Source organism: Chryseobacterium sp. UF-81 (genome assembly GCF_058245105.1).
Genome location: NZ_JBSIBX010000005.1, coordinates 181,690 through 198,125, shown reverse-complemented (window position 1 = coordinate 198,125; position 16,436 = coordinate 181,690). Strand labels below are relative to the sequence as shown.

Here is a 16,436-nt window from a genome sequence, read left to right as displayed (position 1 = left end):
CAGATTAAATAAAATATGTTTTTGGGTTACAAAAATAATTTGTACCTTTGCACACCCTTTTAGGGGAAAATTATGTTTAATCTTTAACTAAAACGTGTGAATACATTAAGTTACAAAACTGTTTCAGCGAACAAAGCTACTGCTAATAAAGAATGGGTTGTGGTAGACGCTGAAGGACAGCCGTTAGGAAGACTAGCTTCTACGGTTGCAAAGATTTTGAGAGGTAAGCACAAAACGAACTTTACACCTCACGTAGATTGTGGTGATAACGTGATCGTTTTGAATGCTGGGAAAATTACGCTTTCCGGAAATAAGTGGGCTGATAAGACTTACATCTGGCATACAGGTTACCCTGGTGGACAGAAGTCTATGACTGCGGCTGAACTTCAGAAGAAAGATTCTTTAAAAGTGTTGGAAAAATCTGTGAAAGGTATGTTGCCAAAGAACAGATTAGGATCTGCTTTATTGAAGAACCTTTATCTGTATGAAGGAACTGAGCACAAACATGAAGCTCAACAGCCTAAAACAATTAATGTTAACGAATTTAAATAATTAATTATGTCTATAGTTCACAAAATCGGAAGAAGAAAAACTTCTGTAGCAAGAGTTTATGTAAGACCAGGTTCTGGTGTTATTACAGTAAACGGTAAAGATGCTGCAACTTATTTCTCTACAGACGTGATGGTTTACAAGTTGAACCAACCGTTTATCCTTTCTGAAACTGTTGGTCAGTATGACGTTACCGTAAATGTTTTCGGTGGTGGTAATACAGGTCAGGCAGAAGCTATCAGATTAGGTATTTCAAGAGCTTTATGTGAAATCAATGCTGAATTCAGATTAGCTTTGAAGCCAGCTGGTTTACTTACAAGAGACGCAAGAATGGTGGAAAGAAAGAAGCCAGGTCAGAAAAAAGCAAGAAAGAGATTCCAGTTCTCAAAACGTTAAGAACTGCGGCAGGCTTAAAGCAATATGCAATAAGCTATTTGAAAAACTTATTAAACTTTTTAACTCGCTTGAAGCTTGCAGCTTAATGCCTAAAGCCTAAAGCAAATTGCCCGTTACGTTTAGCATCCAAACACTTCTCCCATCTAAAGAAGTTGTTGATTGTTTAAAAGACGGAAAGTAAACTAACAAAAACAGAAAACATGGCAAAAGCAAATGTAAAAGACCTTCTAGAGGCTGGCGTACACTTCGGTCACATGACCAGAAAGTGGAATCCAAATATGGCTCCATACATTTTTATGGAGAAAAACGGTATTCACATTGTAGACTTACATAAAACAGCAGTTAAATTAGACGAAGCTTGTAGTGCTTTAGAAAAATTAACTTCTGCAGGTAAAAAAGTTCTTTTCGTAGCTACTAAAAAGCAGGCGAAAGAAGTAGTTGCAAAACATGCTGCTGAACTTAATATGCCTTATATTACAGAAAGATGGCCTGGTGGTATGTTAACGAACTTCGTTACAATCAGAAAGGCTGTAAAGAAAATGAACCATATCGACAAAATGAAAAAAGACGGTACGTTCGAAACTTTATCTAAAAAAGAAAGATTACAGGTTGACAGACAAAGAGCTAACCTAGAGAAAAACTTAGGTTCTATCTCTGACATGGTTCGTCTTCCTTCTGCGATCTTCGTTGTAGATATCATGAGAGAACATATCGCTGTAACTGAAGCTAAGAAATTAGGTATTCCAGTTTTCGGTATTGTTGATACAAACTCTGATCCTAGAAAAGTAGACTTCGTTATCCCAGGAAACGATGATGCTTCTAAATCTATCGATATGATCTTGAACATTGTTTCTGATTCTATCAAAGAAGGACAGTCTCAAAGAAAAGCTGATAAAGAAAAATCTAAAGAAGAAGGAGAAAAAGTGTCTGCTGAAACAGATACTGATTTCGATGCTGAATAATTAAAGATTTTCTTTAATATAGGAAAAACGCTGGATTTTTGTCCAGCGTTTTTTTTCATATCTCGATATAATAAAACCCCGCTCAATTGAACGGGGTTTATTTAATTGCTGATCTTTATAGCGTAAGAAGTTGTGATGTACTTTGTAGAATCATAAGAGGAATTACAGAGCATTCCGGAGAGTCTGTAATTTTTGTTTTTAGGGACCATTGTGTAGCCCACTTTACCTGAACCTATCGGAATCTTTTTAAAGAAGCCACTGCTGCTTACAGTAAGAACCATATTGCAGGGTGATTTATTTTCTACTGAAATAGAAGTGCTGGGGTTGGAAGGAGAATCCTCATTAAGAAGATCATTTAAAACGGCTGCCGTTTCAGGTTTATAGGTTTTAATCAGCTCAGCATATTCCCTTTCTGTATTTACTGCGGAATTCCCAATGCTTCCGGAGGCTGACGGATAAGAGGTTCTTATAGGATAGCTGCTATAACTTGAACTACAGCTTACAAGGCTCAGTGAAATGATGGAGAAAGCGGCTAGCTTTTTCATACAGTTTAATTTTTTTGTCTTTTCTTTTTTGAAGGTTTTGCCGGTGCTGCTTCCATTTGATCTTTTGCTGTATCTTTATTTACATCAGATCTGGGTGTACCAGGATTTTCAATTACTACAAATATACTTTTTTTTATGTCTTTCTGAGAGGAGTATCTTACATCACAGACATTACTGTTCAAGGTATAAGAACCCTTATTGAGAATGATAAAATTCTCACCATGTGCAGGAACTGCCAGGTTATAGAAATTTTTCCCTTCGATTCTCAGGATGATATTGCAGTCCGAATTATTTCTAAACAGAAGTACAGCCTCTTTACTGGTAATATCTTCATCAAACATAGCATTCAGAAGCTTTACCGTTTTGTCTTTGTGCTGATCGGAGGTTTCGGCGATGAGCCTTTTAAACTCTTCCGCGTCATTAGAGTTTGAATTTCTCAAAAACCTGTTCGGGATATCAGTCATTATTGGCCTTGCTTCCATAGGTTTTGCGGTTTTAGCACCTTTTGTCCATTCCGAATTCTTTAAGGCAATAAGTTTAGGCTTCAGCACAGCTCTTTTAGGATCATCAGGGTGTGCATTCTTAAGATACTCTTCAATTTCCTTGATGTTTACGCTTTTTAAGACGTCTTTGTGTTTTTTCTGCGCCGAAACAGTGCCCGAAGCAAGGATCAGGAAGATGAGGGTCGTTAAAATTTTTTTCATCAATTTGTTGTGTTATTCCATTAGCTTATGCGGAATTTTATATAGGTTATTGTTTTGCCTTTAGCTGAGAAAAGCTCTTCGTAATAGGTTTTTATGTCTCTGAGATGTTCCGTGTTCGGATCATATTCAGGAGCACCATAAATGTCGTGGTGGGCTGTAATGATTTCATAGCCGGCGCCCTGCAAATAGCCCAGTGTATAGCCATGCAGGAATTCCGAATCCGTTTTCAGATGGATAATTCCACCAGGTTTCAGGAATTTTTTGTAGCGTTCTAAAAAGTCGGGATGAGTAAGCCTGTGCTTTGTACGTTTGTATTTAATCTGAGGATCAGGGAACGTGATCCAGATTTCATCAACTTCATTTTCTGCAAAAAAATGATCTACAAGTTCAATCTGTGTTCTGAGAAAAGCTACATTATTCATTCCGCTATCCACAGCTTCCTTGGCTCCGAACCAGAACCTCGCTCCTTTAATATCTATCCCGATAAAATTTTTCTCAGGGAAAGTTTTAGCAAGTCCTACAGAATATTCTCCTTTTCCACAGCCCAATTCAAGTACAATCGGATGATCATTCTTAAAGAAATCCTTTCTCCAGTTTCCTTTAAGCGGAAAACCGTTGAGTGCATCCTCTCTTGTAGGTTGGATAACATTTGGTAAAATCTTGTTTTCAGCGAATCTTGCTAATTTATTTTTGCCCATCGAGTTATTTATAAAATCCTGCAAAAATAGCAATTTTTACATAGATTACCTTGCCTTTTAGACATAAAGACAGGTTTCGACAGATTTTGGAAATGCTTACTGGGTTGCAGAACTTCCCAAAGTAACCATTATAGCCTTTTCGATTGTTTTTTGAGATGCATACTGGGCACCACAAACGAGACTTGTGAAAAGATACTGGCCCTTATCTATAACAATTGTACTGTCGTCATGGGCAGGAACAGCGAGCCTGTATTTGGTGGTTCCAACGCCGTCCATTCTTACAATGATATTACAGTCAGAATTGTTTTTGATCAGAACTATACTTGTTTTGCTGTTTGGATCGTTGTCGAACAGTGAGTTTAATATTTTTACCGTTTTATTTTTATGCTCCACAGGATTTACAGCCATCAACATATTAAATTCCTCTGCTTCGGCGTTCGGGACCGCAACATTCGCGGATGTATTAACAACGAAAGCATTTTGAGTAGTACTTGGTGTATAGACCACTGTAGACTGTTTGGCTGCAAGTTCTGCCTTATATTTGGCGATCTGTTTCTGCTTGATAATGGCGTTCATTTCGTCAAAACTGATCTTTGTAGACGGTCTTCTTTTCAGCAGGGCAAGCATTTCCTGCATGTCTTTTACTTTTTGGTCTGCAGGATGGGCATCTTTAATGTATTGCGTCATCATTTCCATCACCCTGGGTTTCAGTACAGACCGGCGGGGATCATCAGGATGGGCATCTCTGAGAAAAGCATTGATCTCATAGATATTTTTACTTTTTAAAATATTGGAATAGTCTTTCCCTCTTTTCTGGGCAGACAGGTTAAAAAACAGAACAGAAACAAATAGTAAAAGTAATTTTTTCATTAACAAATATTAAGTTAAAAGCTGATGTTCTTTCTTAATTTGTGTTTCGGTCAATTAGTTTATTACAATAACGGGATACTGTTGTTTTTATTTTAGACGCGTCATTGTGAGATAAAATTAAACATATTTTTAAATAAAAAAAGAAATGTATACCATAAATTATAAAACAGTAAACATTTCTTAAAATTTAAACACCTATTTAATTACTTCCTGAAGATTAGAAGTCTTAAGTCTTTTCTGATAAATAGGCAGATATTTTTCGATAGGAATTTTTACCGCTTCAAAATTACCGGAAAGGACATACGCTTCAATATTTTCTGAAGTATAAACAAACTGAAGGAAATTATCGATAAGGTTGTCAGGAATTTTGAATTTGGCAAAATAATCTTTACCAAGATAATTCTTAATCTGAGCCACAGAATTATTCATCCTTTCATAGGCCATATAACGCTGTTTTTTCTTTCTGTCTCCCGAAAGAATATCATAGATGCTTTCCAGGCTGAAAGTGAGTCCGCCGTCTCTTAATCCGGCAACCGGAAGTTCAGGAGAGGTTCCGTCCCCTTTTGGCTCAGGCAGGCCAATCACTTTTTTGATGGCCAGTCCTTTATCTTCTTTTCTTATGGAATTTACGTCATATCTAAGATTCCCCGTAGGCTTGAATCTGCTCAGTACAATCTCCTGAATCTCGTAATAAGCAATTTTTAATTCAATTAAATTTTTCTGCTGAATCATCTGGGGGGTAAGCTTTACATCCTTTCGTTCTGTAACGATAGAGGTGAAACGGATCACATCTCCCGGAACGGCAGGTATATTATAAGTACCGTTATAATCGGTAAGTACCGTTTTCTGAGTATTCAGATTGGTTACGTAAACCTGGTTGAGATACAAGATTGAGTTGTCTCTTAAAAATACCTCTCCGGAATATATCTGTGCATTGATTTTTGCCAGAAAAACCAGCAGCAAAAGGGTAATTAGCTTCTTCATATAATTAGGGCAAAATTACGTAGAAATACAGCAATTTATACCTATTAAGATAGTGATTACAGGTTAAAGTTATATTAAACTTTAATCCTTAATTGTTAATGAATGTTATAAATGAGCGTGAATCAAAACGATATCATGAAATTTAAACTGAAATCATTTTCATTACTTACGTTTTAACAGCAGCCAGCTCGTGTATTTTATAGGAATAGAGGTTCCAAATTCCGTCCAGGATATAAAATACCAGTAGGTAGCTGTTGGTACGGGCCTTCCGCCCATGTTTCCGTCCCAGGTATACCGGTTGCTCGGGCTTCCTCTGAATATTTCGGCCCCGTAGCGGTCAAATATCCTGAATTCCAGGTTTGTGTTGCTCATTAAAGCAGAATAGTTTATTTCATCATTGTGTCCGTCACCGTTAGGAGTAATGGTATTGATGAGATTGATGATGGCAAATGCCTTGTCTACTTCACCACACAGCTTAGAGTCTCTTACGAAGACTTTATGGGCTCCTCTTGTTACGTTGTTGAAAACATTTGAGCTCTGCCAGCTTACTCCGTCCAGAGAATATTCATATGGAGGGACACCGCCGCTTACGCCAACCGTTACTGTAGATCCGTTGATTTCAAGAGAGGTAATAACCGGAAGAGGTGATTCTATAACGTTGACAAATTGTTTGTAAACACAACCATTGAATGTAAGCTCTACCCAGTAGTTTCCCACAGAAACATTGGAAATAGAAGGAGAAGTCGCTCCCGTACTCCAGAGGTACTTTTCAAATCCGGGACCTGCATCTAATGTAGTAGTAGCTTTTATGCAGATAATCTTGTCTTTTAAGATATCAGATTTCTTAGGGGCTTTGATGGTGATTTTAATAGATCCTACTTCAGGACAGACTCCATTTTTCTCAAATCTGATATAAAAGGTCTGGGTACCTGTAGTATTAACGGTTGCTGATATAGGATTAGTGTCATTCTGGGCATCAGCTAAACTTCCATGGAAAGTATAGGTCACATTCGGGTCTGCTGTAAACTGCGGAATAAACTGTGCGAGATCAATCACTTTTGTGCCGTCAAGATCATCATCACAAATGCTTGTTACGGCTGTATGTGTTAATAAAGGAATACGGGCTCCTATGCTAAACTGTAAGGGTTTTACAACGACAGCACAGCCGTCCGGAGATTCCACTCTGATGTAAATGGTTGTTGTAGCTGTATAGCTCCAGTTATTAGGAAGGGTATTGTTGTTACCTGCATTAGCGTCAGCAAGAGATGCATAATATCTTACATTGGTAAAGTAGCCGGGATTATTCAGTACAATACCGGTTATGCTGGATAAGGTAACAGTGACGGTTCCGTCCATATTGTCATCACAGAAAACACCGTTATAATTGTTCGGTACAATAGCTACGTTATATAAAGAAAGGGTGATCTGGGCAATACTTTTACATCCCAGGTTATTTTTTACCACAGCGTATACAATGGTGCCGTCCGGGGCGGTATAGGCATTCGGCGAGGTGATAAGAGCTCCCGGGTTTTCTGTCTGCGCATCAGCCAGGGTAGGGTAATAGGTAATAGTTACCGGTGAGTTGTTGGTTACATTGGCGGAAGTAAGATTAAAAGTTCCCTGATTATTAATATTACAGGCGTGTAATGTAGCATTTGTTACGATAAGAGCCAGAACATTAACGGTGACGGTTACTGTTTCACAGTCCGTAAACACAGGATCATTTCCGCAGAAAGTATAGGTAAAAGTATCTGTCCCCGTACTTCCGGGAGTATTGACAGTATAGGTAATGATACCGGTTACAGGATCAATTACGGCTGTTCCCAGTGTAGGCGCATTCACAATGGCGACTGTAGAAGGTACAGGTGTCTGTGCAGAGCTGCTGAAGGTAGGGGTTATCGTTTTTGTGCTGCAGACATTGTAGGTTGCTGTGCTTAGTTTGGTGCAGTTCAGTACTTTAAACTGTTCTGTCACCAGGGGTGCACATTTTCCCATTGTCACAGAACAGGTGTAATAGCCAGACTGTGTGGGGCTAATGGATGCTCCCGTAGCTCCGGGAATAAGAGTTCCGTTTACATACCACTGATAAGTATCATAAATTACAGGATCCACTGTAAGCACGATGCCTGGAGCACAGGTTCCTCCCGAGCTTAAAATAACAGGCTGTGTAGGAAAGCCTGCAAAAAAACCTCCATAGCCTACAGCATTACTTCCTGCATTAATTCCCGCGGTGATTGCCTTGTCTGAAACTATCGTGATTGTCCCGGTAACATTGGGAATGCCATATGTAACCCAGTTGGCTGTGCCTGTCATGTTGAATGGCCCTGTTGTTGCCGGTGGAACAGCACCGTTTACCGTGACATTGGCTCCTTTTTCTGTAATAAGATTCAGCTTTGTGGGAATATTAAGGATTCCCGAAGGGTTGGCCGTTGAATGAACGAAGTTCTCATCAATAAACCCCAATTCATTAATCTGTTTGGGAAGATAGCAGTTGAGTGCCGGAATAAAATTGAATCCGCCGGTAGCTACTTCGCTTCCTGAAACAGAATCCCCGGCAAGTATCTGGTAGACATAGGCATTTTTGGATGTTTTAAGGTAAAGGTTATAATGGACGCCTGCCTGTAGCTTAAACTTTGAATCGGGAATAATAAAATACTGTCCTGCATTTATAGTAGCAAGGGGAGGAATTTCATCGTTGACAAAAATCTGCGTATTGTTCTCAGTAGCAATGACAATGGCTCCTTCCATATTGGACCCAATTCTGCCGTTTCCTTTTACCAAAGCAAACTCAGTTCCAAGCCTTTCGACAGGAACGGCCTGATCCATTAAAATATCAGAGCTTGAAGGGTAGTTTCCGGCATACTGACCGTTGAAATTTCCATTGGTCATATTGACGGGTTTATTGGAAGTGATCTTAGCTCCAATGAAACCGTCAGTATTTATTGTACCTACCCCGTCTATAATGTATGACTGCCCTTTATTAAGGGTAAAGGTCATTGTAGGATTTGTGACTCCGGTGGTGCCGTTCGAAAACTGTACCGTTGGTTTATATCCACTGACTGTAACTGTTGTATTGTCCTCTGTAGCAAGAACGCTGGCCATAAAATTTAAGATAGGATTACTGACCGTAATAGGAGCGTTTGCAACATAAAAGTTTTTTCCTGTAGAAGGTATTCCTTTCGAAGTAATAATTTCAGCATGGTTGAACACGGAAAACCTGAGGTTGGCATAAAAAGGAAATTCTGCTTTTAGATATAGTCCTTTCGTAGTAGGAGTAAACAGATCTGCCTGAAGGGTAGTGATGATGTATTTCCTTAGTACGTCAAATTTCTGGGGATTGTTTTTACTGATGGTTACCGTACCGATAAGTACATTGTTATTGTAAATCTCTACCGGGAAAGGAGTTGTTCTGTTTGTAGATAAATATATTTTCTGATATGGATTAGGACCTATACTTCTATCCATCATTGGTGCAAACCAATGTTCCCTGTCCAACTGTGCGAAGGCAAAGGCGAAAAAGTAAAATATAAACAAAAAAGATAAATTTTTTTTCATTCAGCAGAGGGAGTTTAACACAAATTTAATAATAAAATGGATTTATACGTCGAAAAAGTAATAAAAAAACCGCAGTGCTAAAACTGCGGTTTAAAAAGTTATATTTTTTAGTGATTACTCTCTGCTTTTAACAAGAATCCAGCCTGTGTATTTTACAGCGGTTTGCTTACCTGCAGGCTCATTCCAGTGAATTTCAAACCAATAGTTTCCGGTAGGAACTCTTTTGCTTCCTCCCAAAGTTCCGTTCCATTTATAACCGTTTGATTTATCTCCCTGGAATATTTTACTTCCATACCGGTCAAAAATTGTGAACTCCAGATTCTTTTTGCCTGATAATAATGAATAATCGAGAACGTCATTTACTCCGTCTTCATTAGGAGTAATGGCATTAATCAGATTAGGAATCGTAATTTCTACTTTTATAGGATCACAGTTATAGCTGTCTTTTACATATACTGCAGGTGTTCCTCTTGCCACATCTGTGAATATATTGGAATCCTGCCATTGGATATTATCCAGAGAGTACTGATAGGGAGGGGTTCCCCCTATTGCATACACAGTAACTGTGGTATTTGAAATATCAATGTTGGAAACGACCGGCTGTTCGGAAGCATATACCTTCACAGTCTGAAGCGTTACACAGTCACCCGTTTTCAATTTCACCCAATACGTTCCTACACCGACATTCTGGATAGCCTGTGTTGTAGCACCTGTACTCCATTCGTAACCATTGAAACCAGGACCGGCATCCAGCGTGGTTTTGTCTTCTATACAAATAATCTTATCAGCAAGAACAGTTGATTTTACAGGGGGAAGGACGGTAAGTGAAACCTCTGCAATTCTGTAGCAGCCGTTTGCATTGATTACTTTTACGTAGGCAACTCCGGTAGGAGCGATATAGTTGGCCGGGTTTAAGATTTCATTTGTACTGTTATCAGCATCTGTAGGAGAAGGATAATATTTCTTGGTCACTCCAAGCTGTACAGTTACTGAAGCATTAGTAAGGTTAAATAATCCTGTCGCTGGATTTGCTTCCAGATAGCATGTTCTTAAAGAAGCATTATTGACAACAGGGCTCTCAGAAACTGTTAAGTTTAATGTTACCTCCTCGCAGTCTGTAAAGTCAGGGTTGTTCCCACAAAATTTGTAAACGAATGAGTCCGGTCCTACATACGTATAGGCAGGAGCATAGCTGATGACCCCTGTGGCAGGATCAACTACTGCGTTTCCATTAGTTGGTGGTGTAACGATCATTACACTACCCGGAACTACAGACTGAGTAGAATTTGTAAATGTTGGAACAATCAGCTTAACACCGTCGCACACCGTTTCGTTCAGTGTAGTTTCCGTAAGGCATGTGAAAACTTTATACACGGGAGTGGTTATGGGAGGACATGAGCCCACTGTGATTTTTACAGTATAATTACCTGATTGTGTCGGAATATAAGAATTGGATACCGCTCCGGTAATCGGAGTATTATTCCTGTACCACTGATAAGAATCAAAGCTGTCATCCACTTCCAGTACAATTCCCGGAATACAGTCACCGGTCTGTTTGGCAATAACCGGAATAGAGGAGAATCCTGCAAAATATCCACCATAGCCTACCACGCCACTACCTCCGGAGATTCCCGCCGTTACAGCTTTTGAAGAGGTGATTGTTACATTTCCTGTAACATTAGGCACGGAATAAGATACCCATGATGAAGTTCCTGATACCGGATATGGTCCCTGGGCAGCAGGAGGCGTAGCTCCGTTCACAGTAACTGCAGCCCCTGTTTCTGTCAGGATATTTAATTTAACATTATTGGTTGTAGGCGGAAGGATATTAATATTTCCTATTTCATCAATTTTTCTCGGAAGGTAGCAGTTCAAAGGTGGAATATAATTGAACCCGATTGTTGCGTTACTCGTTGCAACACCTGCCAATAGCTGGTATACATAAACATTTTTCGTTGTTTTAATGTACATATTGTAGTGGTTATTACCCTGATTGATATAATTGGTATTGGATAACTTATTCACTCTGTAGCTTTCCCCTTCACTCAGTGTGATTACCGGTGTTGCGCCATTGTTGATGAACACCTGTGTACCGCCTTCTGTAGCAACAATCAGGGCATCTTCCATTCTTTCACTGATATCTCCGTTTCCTTTTACAAGAACGAATTCATTTCCCAGTCTGTCTGTAGGAACGGATTGGTCCATAACGATATCTGCCCCATCAAAAAAGCCTCCCGGCGGAATAATGGCAAACTGTCCGTTGAAATTACCGTTGGTTACAGAAATAGGTTTATCCGCCTCTATTTTGGCACCGATAAAACCTTCTTTATTCCCGGCCTTATCACCAATACCTTCAATAATATAGGACTGGCCTTTATTGAGGGTGAATGTCAGAGTAGGGTTGGTTACACCTGTCCATCCATTGGTAAATATAACGTCGGGGGAGTAGTCCGAAACAGTAACCGTAGTATTATCCTCTGTAGCCATCACACCGGTAGTGAAATTCAGTGCAACTATAGGGTTTTCTATGGGCGAAACTACCGCATAAAACTTTTTACCGATCCCTGCTTTTCCTTTAGATGTAAGGATTTCGCCATGACTGCTTACTGAAAATCTTAAGGTGGCAAAATAAGGTTTGGTTCCTTTTGTATATATTCCTTTGCTTACCGGAACGAAAAGCTCAGAAGTATTACTGGTAATAATGCTGCCTAAAGGAATGATAAATGTCTGGGGAGCTCCTTTGGAAACCGTTACTGTTCCCAGCAGGGTATTATTACTGTAGATTTCCACAGGAAATGGAGTGGTAGAATCTGTGGAGAAATATAAAGCCTGCTGCGGGCTGACAACGTTTGTACTCCGTGCCGCCATCGGGGCAAACCAATGCTCCGTATCTCTTTGCGCAAAAAGTGAATTAGCTGTTATACACAGCAATAGAAAAGTTAGTAAAAATTTTTTCATGTATATGGGAATTAGGATTGCCGCAAAAATAAGAGAATATTCCAAGTGGAATTATATAATATGTAAAAAATATTCATTTTTAATCAAAAAAAACCGCGATTTGACTCGCGGTTAATTATTTATTGTTTAAAAATGGTCTATTCTATGTTTTTAACTAAAATCCATCCTGTATAGTGGATAGGAGTTTTTTCTTTATTGGTTTCATTCCAGTTGATATGATACCAATAGGTTCCTGTTACCAGTTTTTTGTCATAATGTTTTCCATCCCATTTGTAATTATTGAATTTGTTTCCGGTAAATATCATATTTCCGTATCGGTCATAAATTACAAAAGAGAGGTTCTCCTTATAAGCTAAATCGCTATAGTCAATAAAGTCATTTTTATTGTCACCGTTAGGCGTAATGGCATTTAATAAATTAGGAACCGTTACTTCCACTGATGTAGGATCACAATTGTAAGTATCTTTCACATAGAAAGTATGCTGCCCTCTTGTAAGTCCCGTGAATACGTTAGAATCCTGCCAGTTAGTTGGCGAATCTACCGCATATTTATATGGAGCTTTTCCTCCGTTTACTACTACTGTTGCTGTAGTGTTAGAAATTTCGATCTTGGTAATTACCGGATCTTCAGCTTTTCTCACTCTTACAACCTGTGGCAGTAAGCATCCGTTTTTGCCCAGAACTACAGTATATTCTCCAATACCTACATTTTGAATAGAAGGTGTTGTAGCTCCTGTACTCCATAGATAAGAGTCATATCCAGGACCTGCATCCAGATTTGTTTTGCCGTCTGCACAGATATACTGGTCAACAAGAATTGGTGATTTTTTTATAGGAAGAGCTATCAGCTGAATTTTTGCATTCGCTGTACATCCTTCGTTAGTGGTAACTTTTACATATACAAATCCTCCGGCAGACGGATAGTTCTGAGGGAGTGTGATCTCGTTAGTTCCTGCAGTAAGATCGGCCAATGTAGGATAGTATTTTTTAACGACTGCATTATAGTCAGTAACGCTGGCTTTTGTAAGATCAAAATAAGCATATGGATCTACATCATATTGGCATGCCTTAAGTATTGCATCTCTCACTACGAATGGGACTACAGTAAGGTTTAAGGTAACCTGCTCACAGTCTATAAATTCAGTAGCATTACCACAGAATTTATAAACGATCTGATCTGCACCATAATAGTTGGCGGTAGGAGTATAGGTGATCGTTCCGTTTGAATTTACTACAGCTGTACCATGTGCCGGTGGAGTAATAATTACCAGTGTGCCTGGTACAGGCGTCTGTGTTGAAGATGTGAACGCCGGTGTAATTACCTTTGTAGAACATGCATTCAGTGTTTGTGTAGTCAGTTTTAAACAGGTAAATACCTTATAAATTGGGGTAGTAACAGGGGGACATGTACCCATTGTTACTTTTACCGTATAGTTTCCGGAAGTTGTAGGGGAGAATGTATTGCTTGTTGCCCCCGCGATAGCTGTTCCGTTCAGGAACCACTGGTAGCCTTCATAAGTATCATCCACTTCAAGTACAATACCGGGAGCACATTCTCCGGAACGCTTGGTAATTACCGGGATTGAAGAGAATCCCGCAAAATATCCGCCATATCCTACAGCTCCACTTCCTGCAGAAATACCTGCGGTAACTGCTTTTGTGGAAATAACGGTAACGTTCCCTGAAATATTTGGAATAGAATAAGATACCCATGCTGTAGTCCCTGTTGCAGGGAAAGGGCCTTGTGTAGTTGGAGGGACAGTTCCATTTACGGTTACAGTTGCTCCGGTCTCAGTAAGTATGTTCAGTTTCACGTTTTTCGTGCCACTGGAAAAAGTTTCAGGGAGTTCGTTGATTAATCCTATTTCATCGATTTTTTTTGGCAGGAAACAGTTCAAAGGCGGGATATAATTGAATCCTTCTGTGGCCGTACTGTTTGGAAGACCAGCCAGAAGCTGATAAACATATGCATTTTTAGAGGTTTTGATGTGCATATTGAAATGGGAACTTCCCTGATCAATGTATGGGAATACATAGGTATTGTTTGGTCCCTGGCCTACTCTTACCCATTCTCCTTCATTCAGGGTTTGGATAGGAGTGGTAGATCCGTTAAGAAAAACCTGAGTGTCATTTTCAGTTGCAATAATCATTGCATCTTCATCCCCGTCATTGTTATCTCCGTTTCCTTTTACAAGAACGAATTCATTTCCCAGTCTGTCTACAGGAACGGATTGGTCCATAATAATATCAGAACCGCCGGAACCCGCACTTGGAGGCAGTGCAAACTGACCATTAAAATTTCCGTTTGTAAGTGATATAGGTTTGTCGGATTCTATTTTGGCACCGATAAAGCCAGTGGCATTAGCACCCGTATTGTCCCGGCCTTCGATGATATATGCCTGTCCTTTATTAAGGGTAAATGTCATTGTTGGATTTGTGGTTCCGGTAGTACCGTTGGTAAACTGAAGGCCTGCATTATAGCCTGAAACTGTAACGTGAGTATTGTCTTCAGTCGCTAAAACCCCTGCAGTGAAATTTACATATGTAATAGACTGACCGGTCATTGGGGTAGAAGCAGCATAGAATTTCTTACCGATTCCTGCTTTTCCCTTTGAAGTTAATATTTCTCCATGGCTGGTAACACTAAATCTGAAATTTACATAATATGGTTTTGTTCCTTTAGTATAAATTCCTTTACCAATGGGGGTGAACATTTCAGTTGGAGCCGAAGTGATCATTTTATCCGTTTCAAGCTCATATGTTTTAGGATCACCTTTCATGATGGTTACTGTTCCAAGCAGTGCCCCATTGCTGTAAATTTCTACAGGGAAAGGCGTTACAGAGTCTGTAGAAAAATATAAAGCCTGTTTAGGACTGAGCAAAGCGGAGGGTTTTGCTGCCATAGGCGCAAACCAATGCTCCGTGTCTCTTTGTGCAAAGAGCGTGTTAACTGATAAAAGAACTAATACTAAGCTGAGTAGAAATCTTTTCATGTGTCTGGAATTAGGATTTCTACAAATTTAAAATAATATTTGAAATAGTGTTAAATAAATATAACAAAAGTTAAAAATTAATCATGATTTTTAATTAAAAGCTATCCGCAATATAAAACTGGTAATTTTGTATCAGCCCCTGTCCAGGTGATCACATACCAATAATTTGTGAAAGATTTCTTGTGTTTACTTTCCGTTTCCTATATAGCTCTTATCAGCTGATCTGGTATGAATACATAAAAAAGACCGGTGAAATTCACCGGTTTTTTTTATGTGTTTGAAAGATGATTAAGTTAAACTTACTCTTACAAATCCTGTTACTTTAAGGTCTGAGTTTACAGACTTTACATAGTCAGCCACAGAAATACTTCCGTCTTTAATGAAAGACTGGTGTACCAATGTGTTGTCTTTGTAGAATTTCTGCATTTTACCTTTAAGGATATTGTCGATGATGTTCTCCGGCTTACCTTCTTTTACAAGAAGTTCTCTTTCGATTTCTAATTCTTTATCGATAGTCTCTTGAGAAACTCTCGTTTCGTCCAAAGCGATAGGGTTCATCGCAGCAACCTGCATAGAAACAGCTTTAGCAACTTCGTCAGCTCCGTCTACTTTAGCAGAAAGTGCAGTGATAGCAGCAATTTTGTTTCCAGCGTGGATGTAAGCTCCTAAGAATGGTCCTTCGATTCTTTCGAAAGCTCCGATCTCAATCTTCTCACCGATAACACCTGTCTGCTCAATTAATTTTTCAGCAACAGTCATTCCGTGGAAATCTGTAGCTAAAAGCTCTTCTTTAGTAGCTGCGAAGATAGCCATTTCAGCAAATTCGTAAGCCAGCTCAATGAAAGCTTCATTTTTTGCAACGAAGTCAGTTTCGCAGTTTAGAGAGATTACTACACCTAAAGTGTTGTCCTCATTTACTCTAGCGATTACCGCACCTTCAGAAGATTCTCTGTCAGCTCTGTTAGCAGCGACTTTCTGTCCTTTTTTTCTAAGGATATCTACCGCTTTTTCGAAGTCTCCTTCTGCTTCAACTAGAGCTTTCTTGCAGTCCATCATACCTGCACCTGTTTGGTTTCTTAATTTCGCTACGTCTGCAGCAACTGGTGTATAAGACATAATATCTATTATTTTTTTATTTAAGATTAGTATTAATTTTTAGCTTAATTTTAAAGCAGTGCAAAGATAATGATTTTAATGATAAACTAAAAAATGACTTTTCACG

At 39.1% G+C, this 16,436-nt stretch carries 12 protein-coding genes; 3 read left to right on the top strand and 9 right to left on the bottom strand.

Annotated features, from left to right (window positions below; all coding sequences use genetic code 11):
• Positions 1-96 precede the first annotated feature (96 nt).
• From rplM to rpsB, 3 genes are all read left to right on the top strand, one after another.
• The gene (gene rplM, locus AC4IFE_RS09680) at positions 97-552 is read left to right on the top strand and encodes a 50S ribosomal protein L13 (RefSeq protein ID WP_034706094.1); all 456 of its coding nucleotides are present in this window, start codon (positions 97-99) and stop codon (positions 550-552) included.
• Positions 553-558: 6 nt separating this feature from the next.
• Positions 559-945, top strand: a complete 387-nt coding sequence (gene rpsI / locus AC4IFE_RS09675) for a 30S ribosomal protein S9 (protein ID WP_045501218.1) — start codon at positions 559-561, stop codon at positions 943-945.
• A gap of 200 nt (positions 946-1,145) precedes the next feature.
• A complete protein-coding gene (rpsB, locus tag AC4IFE_RS09670; protein ID WP_490756659.1) occupies positions 1,146-1,907 on the top strand; it encodes a 30S ribosomal protein S2 in 762 nt (253 codons plus the stop codon).
• 101 nt (positions 1,908-2,008) lie between these two features.
• On the opposite strand, the gene AC4IFE_RS09665 is transcribed toward rpsB, so the two are convergent.
• The 9 genes from AC4IFE_RS09665 to tsf all read right to left on the bottom strand — a co-directional run bounded on the left by AC4IFE_RS09665 (position 2,009) and on the right by tsf (position 16,330).
• Positions 2,009-2,452 carry a DUF6759 domain-containing protein gene (locus AC4IFE_RS09665; protein ID WP_490756658.1) on the bottom strand — a complete coding sequence of 148 codons (444 nt, stop codon included), beginning with the start codon at positions 2,450-2,452 and terminating at the stop codon, positions 2,009-2,011.
• A 5-nt stretch (positions 2,453-2,457) separates the two neighbouring features.
• Positions 2,458-3,156 carry a DUF6759 domain-containing protein gene (locus AC4IFE_RS09660; RefSeq protein ID WP_490756656.1) on the bottom strand — a complete coding sequence of 233 codons (699 nt, stop codon included), beginning with the start codon at positions 3,154-3,156 and terminating at the stop codon, positions 2,458-2,460.
• A gap of 20 nt (positions 3,157-3,176) precedes the next feature.
• On the bottom strand, positions 3,177-3,854 hold the full coding sequence (gene trmB, locus AC4IFE_RS09655; RefSeq protein WP_116014551.1) for a tRNA (guanosine(46)-N7)-methyltransferase TrmB: 678 nt from the start codon (positions 3,852-3,854) through the stop codon (positions 3,177-3,179).
• 96 nt (positions 3,855-3,950) lie between these two features.
• Positions 3,951-4,724 carry a DUF6759 domain-containing protein gene (locus tag AC4IFE_RS09650; RefSeq protein ID WP_490756654.1) on the bottom strand — a complete coding sequence of 258 codons (774 nt, stop codon included), beginning with the start codon at positions 4,722-4,724 and terminating at the stop codon, positions 3,951-3,953.
• Positions 4,725-4,919: 195 nt separating this feature from the next.
• Complete coding sequence (locus AC4IFE_RS09645) at positions 4,920-5,708, bottom strand: hypothetical protein (RefSeq protein ID WP_490756652.1); 789 nt, start codon at positions 5,706-5,708, stop codon at positions 4,920-4,922.
• A 162-nt stretch (positions 5,709-5,870) separates the two neighbouring features.
• Positions 5,871-9,263 (bottom strand): T9SS type B sorting domain-containing protein, encoded by a 3,393-nt coding sequence (locus tag AC4IFE_RS09640; RefSeq protein ID WP_490756651.1) that lies wholly within the window; start codon positions 9,261-9,263, stop codon positions 5,871-5,873.
• Between the two features lie 114 nt (positions 9,264-9,377).
• Entirely contained in the window at positions 9,378-12,221 is a 2,844-nt protein-coding gene (locus AC4IFE_RS09635) for a T9SS type B sorting domain-containing protein (RefSeq protein WP_490756649.1), read from the bottom strand.
• Positions 12,222-12,358: 137 nt separating this feature from the next.
• The gene (locus AC4IFE_RS09630) at positions 12,359-15,214 is read right to left on the bottom strand and encodes a T9SS type B sorting domain-containing protein (protein ID WP_490756648.1); all 2,856 of its coding nucleotides are present in this window, start codon (positions 15,212-15,214) and stop codon (positions 12,359-12,361) included.
• Between the two features lie 288 nt (positions 15,215-15,502).
• Complete coding sequence (gene tsf, locus AC4IFE_RS09625) at positions 15,503-16,330, bottom strand: translation elongation factor Ts (RefSeq protein WP_490756646.1); 828 nt, start codon at positions 16,328-16,330, stop codon at positions 15,503-15,505.
• Positions 16,331-16,436 lie beyond the last annotated feature (106 nt).

Coding starts and splice junctions, on each gene's coding strand:
- AC4IFE_RS09645 (WP_490756652.1), bottom strand. CDS start 5,708: ATGAAGAAGCTAATTACCCTTTTGCTGCTGGTTTTTCTGGCAAAAATC.
- rpsB (WP_490756659.1), top strand. CDS start 1,146: ATGGCAAAAGCAAATGTAAAAGACCTTCTAGAGGCTGGCGTACACTTC.
- tsf (WP_490756646.1), bottom strand. CDS start 16,330: ATGTCTTATACACCAGTTGCTGCAGACGTAGCGAAATTAAGAAACCAA.
- AC4IFE_RS09650 (WP_490756654.1), bottom strand. CDS start 4,724: ATGAAAAAATTACTTTTACTATTTGTTTCTGTTCTGTTTTTTAACCTG.
- AC4IFE_RS09640 (WP_490756651.1), bottom strand. CDS start 9,263: ATGAAAAAAAATTTATCTTTTTTGTTTATATTTTACTTTTTCGCCTTT.
- AC4IFE_RS09665 (WP_490756658.1), bottom strand. CDS start 2,452: ATGAAAAAGCTAGCCGCTTTCTCCATCATTTCACTGAGCCTTGTAAGC.
- trmB (WP_116014551.1), bottom strand. CDS start 3,854: ATGGGCAAAAATAAATTAGCAAGATTCGCTGAAAACAAGATTTTACCA.
- AC4IFE_RS09630 (WP_490756648.1), bottom strand. CDS start 15,214: ATGAAAAGATTTCTACTCAGCTTAGTATTAGTTCTTTTATCAGTTAAC.
- AC4IFE_RS09635 (WP_490756649.1), bottom strand. CDS start 12,221: ATGAAAAAATTTTTACTAACTTTTCTATTGCTGTGTATAACAGCTAAT.
- AC4IFE_RS09660 (WP_490756656.1), bottom strand. CDS start 3,156: ATGAAAAAAATTTTAACGACCCTCATCTTCCTGATCCTTGCTTCGGGC.
- rpsI (WP_045501218.1), top strand. CDS start 559: ATGTCTATAGTTCACAAAATCGGAAGAAGAAAAACTTCTGTAGCAAGA.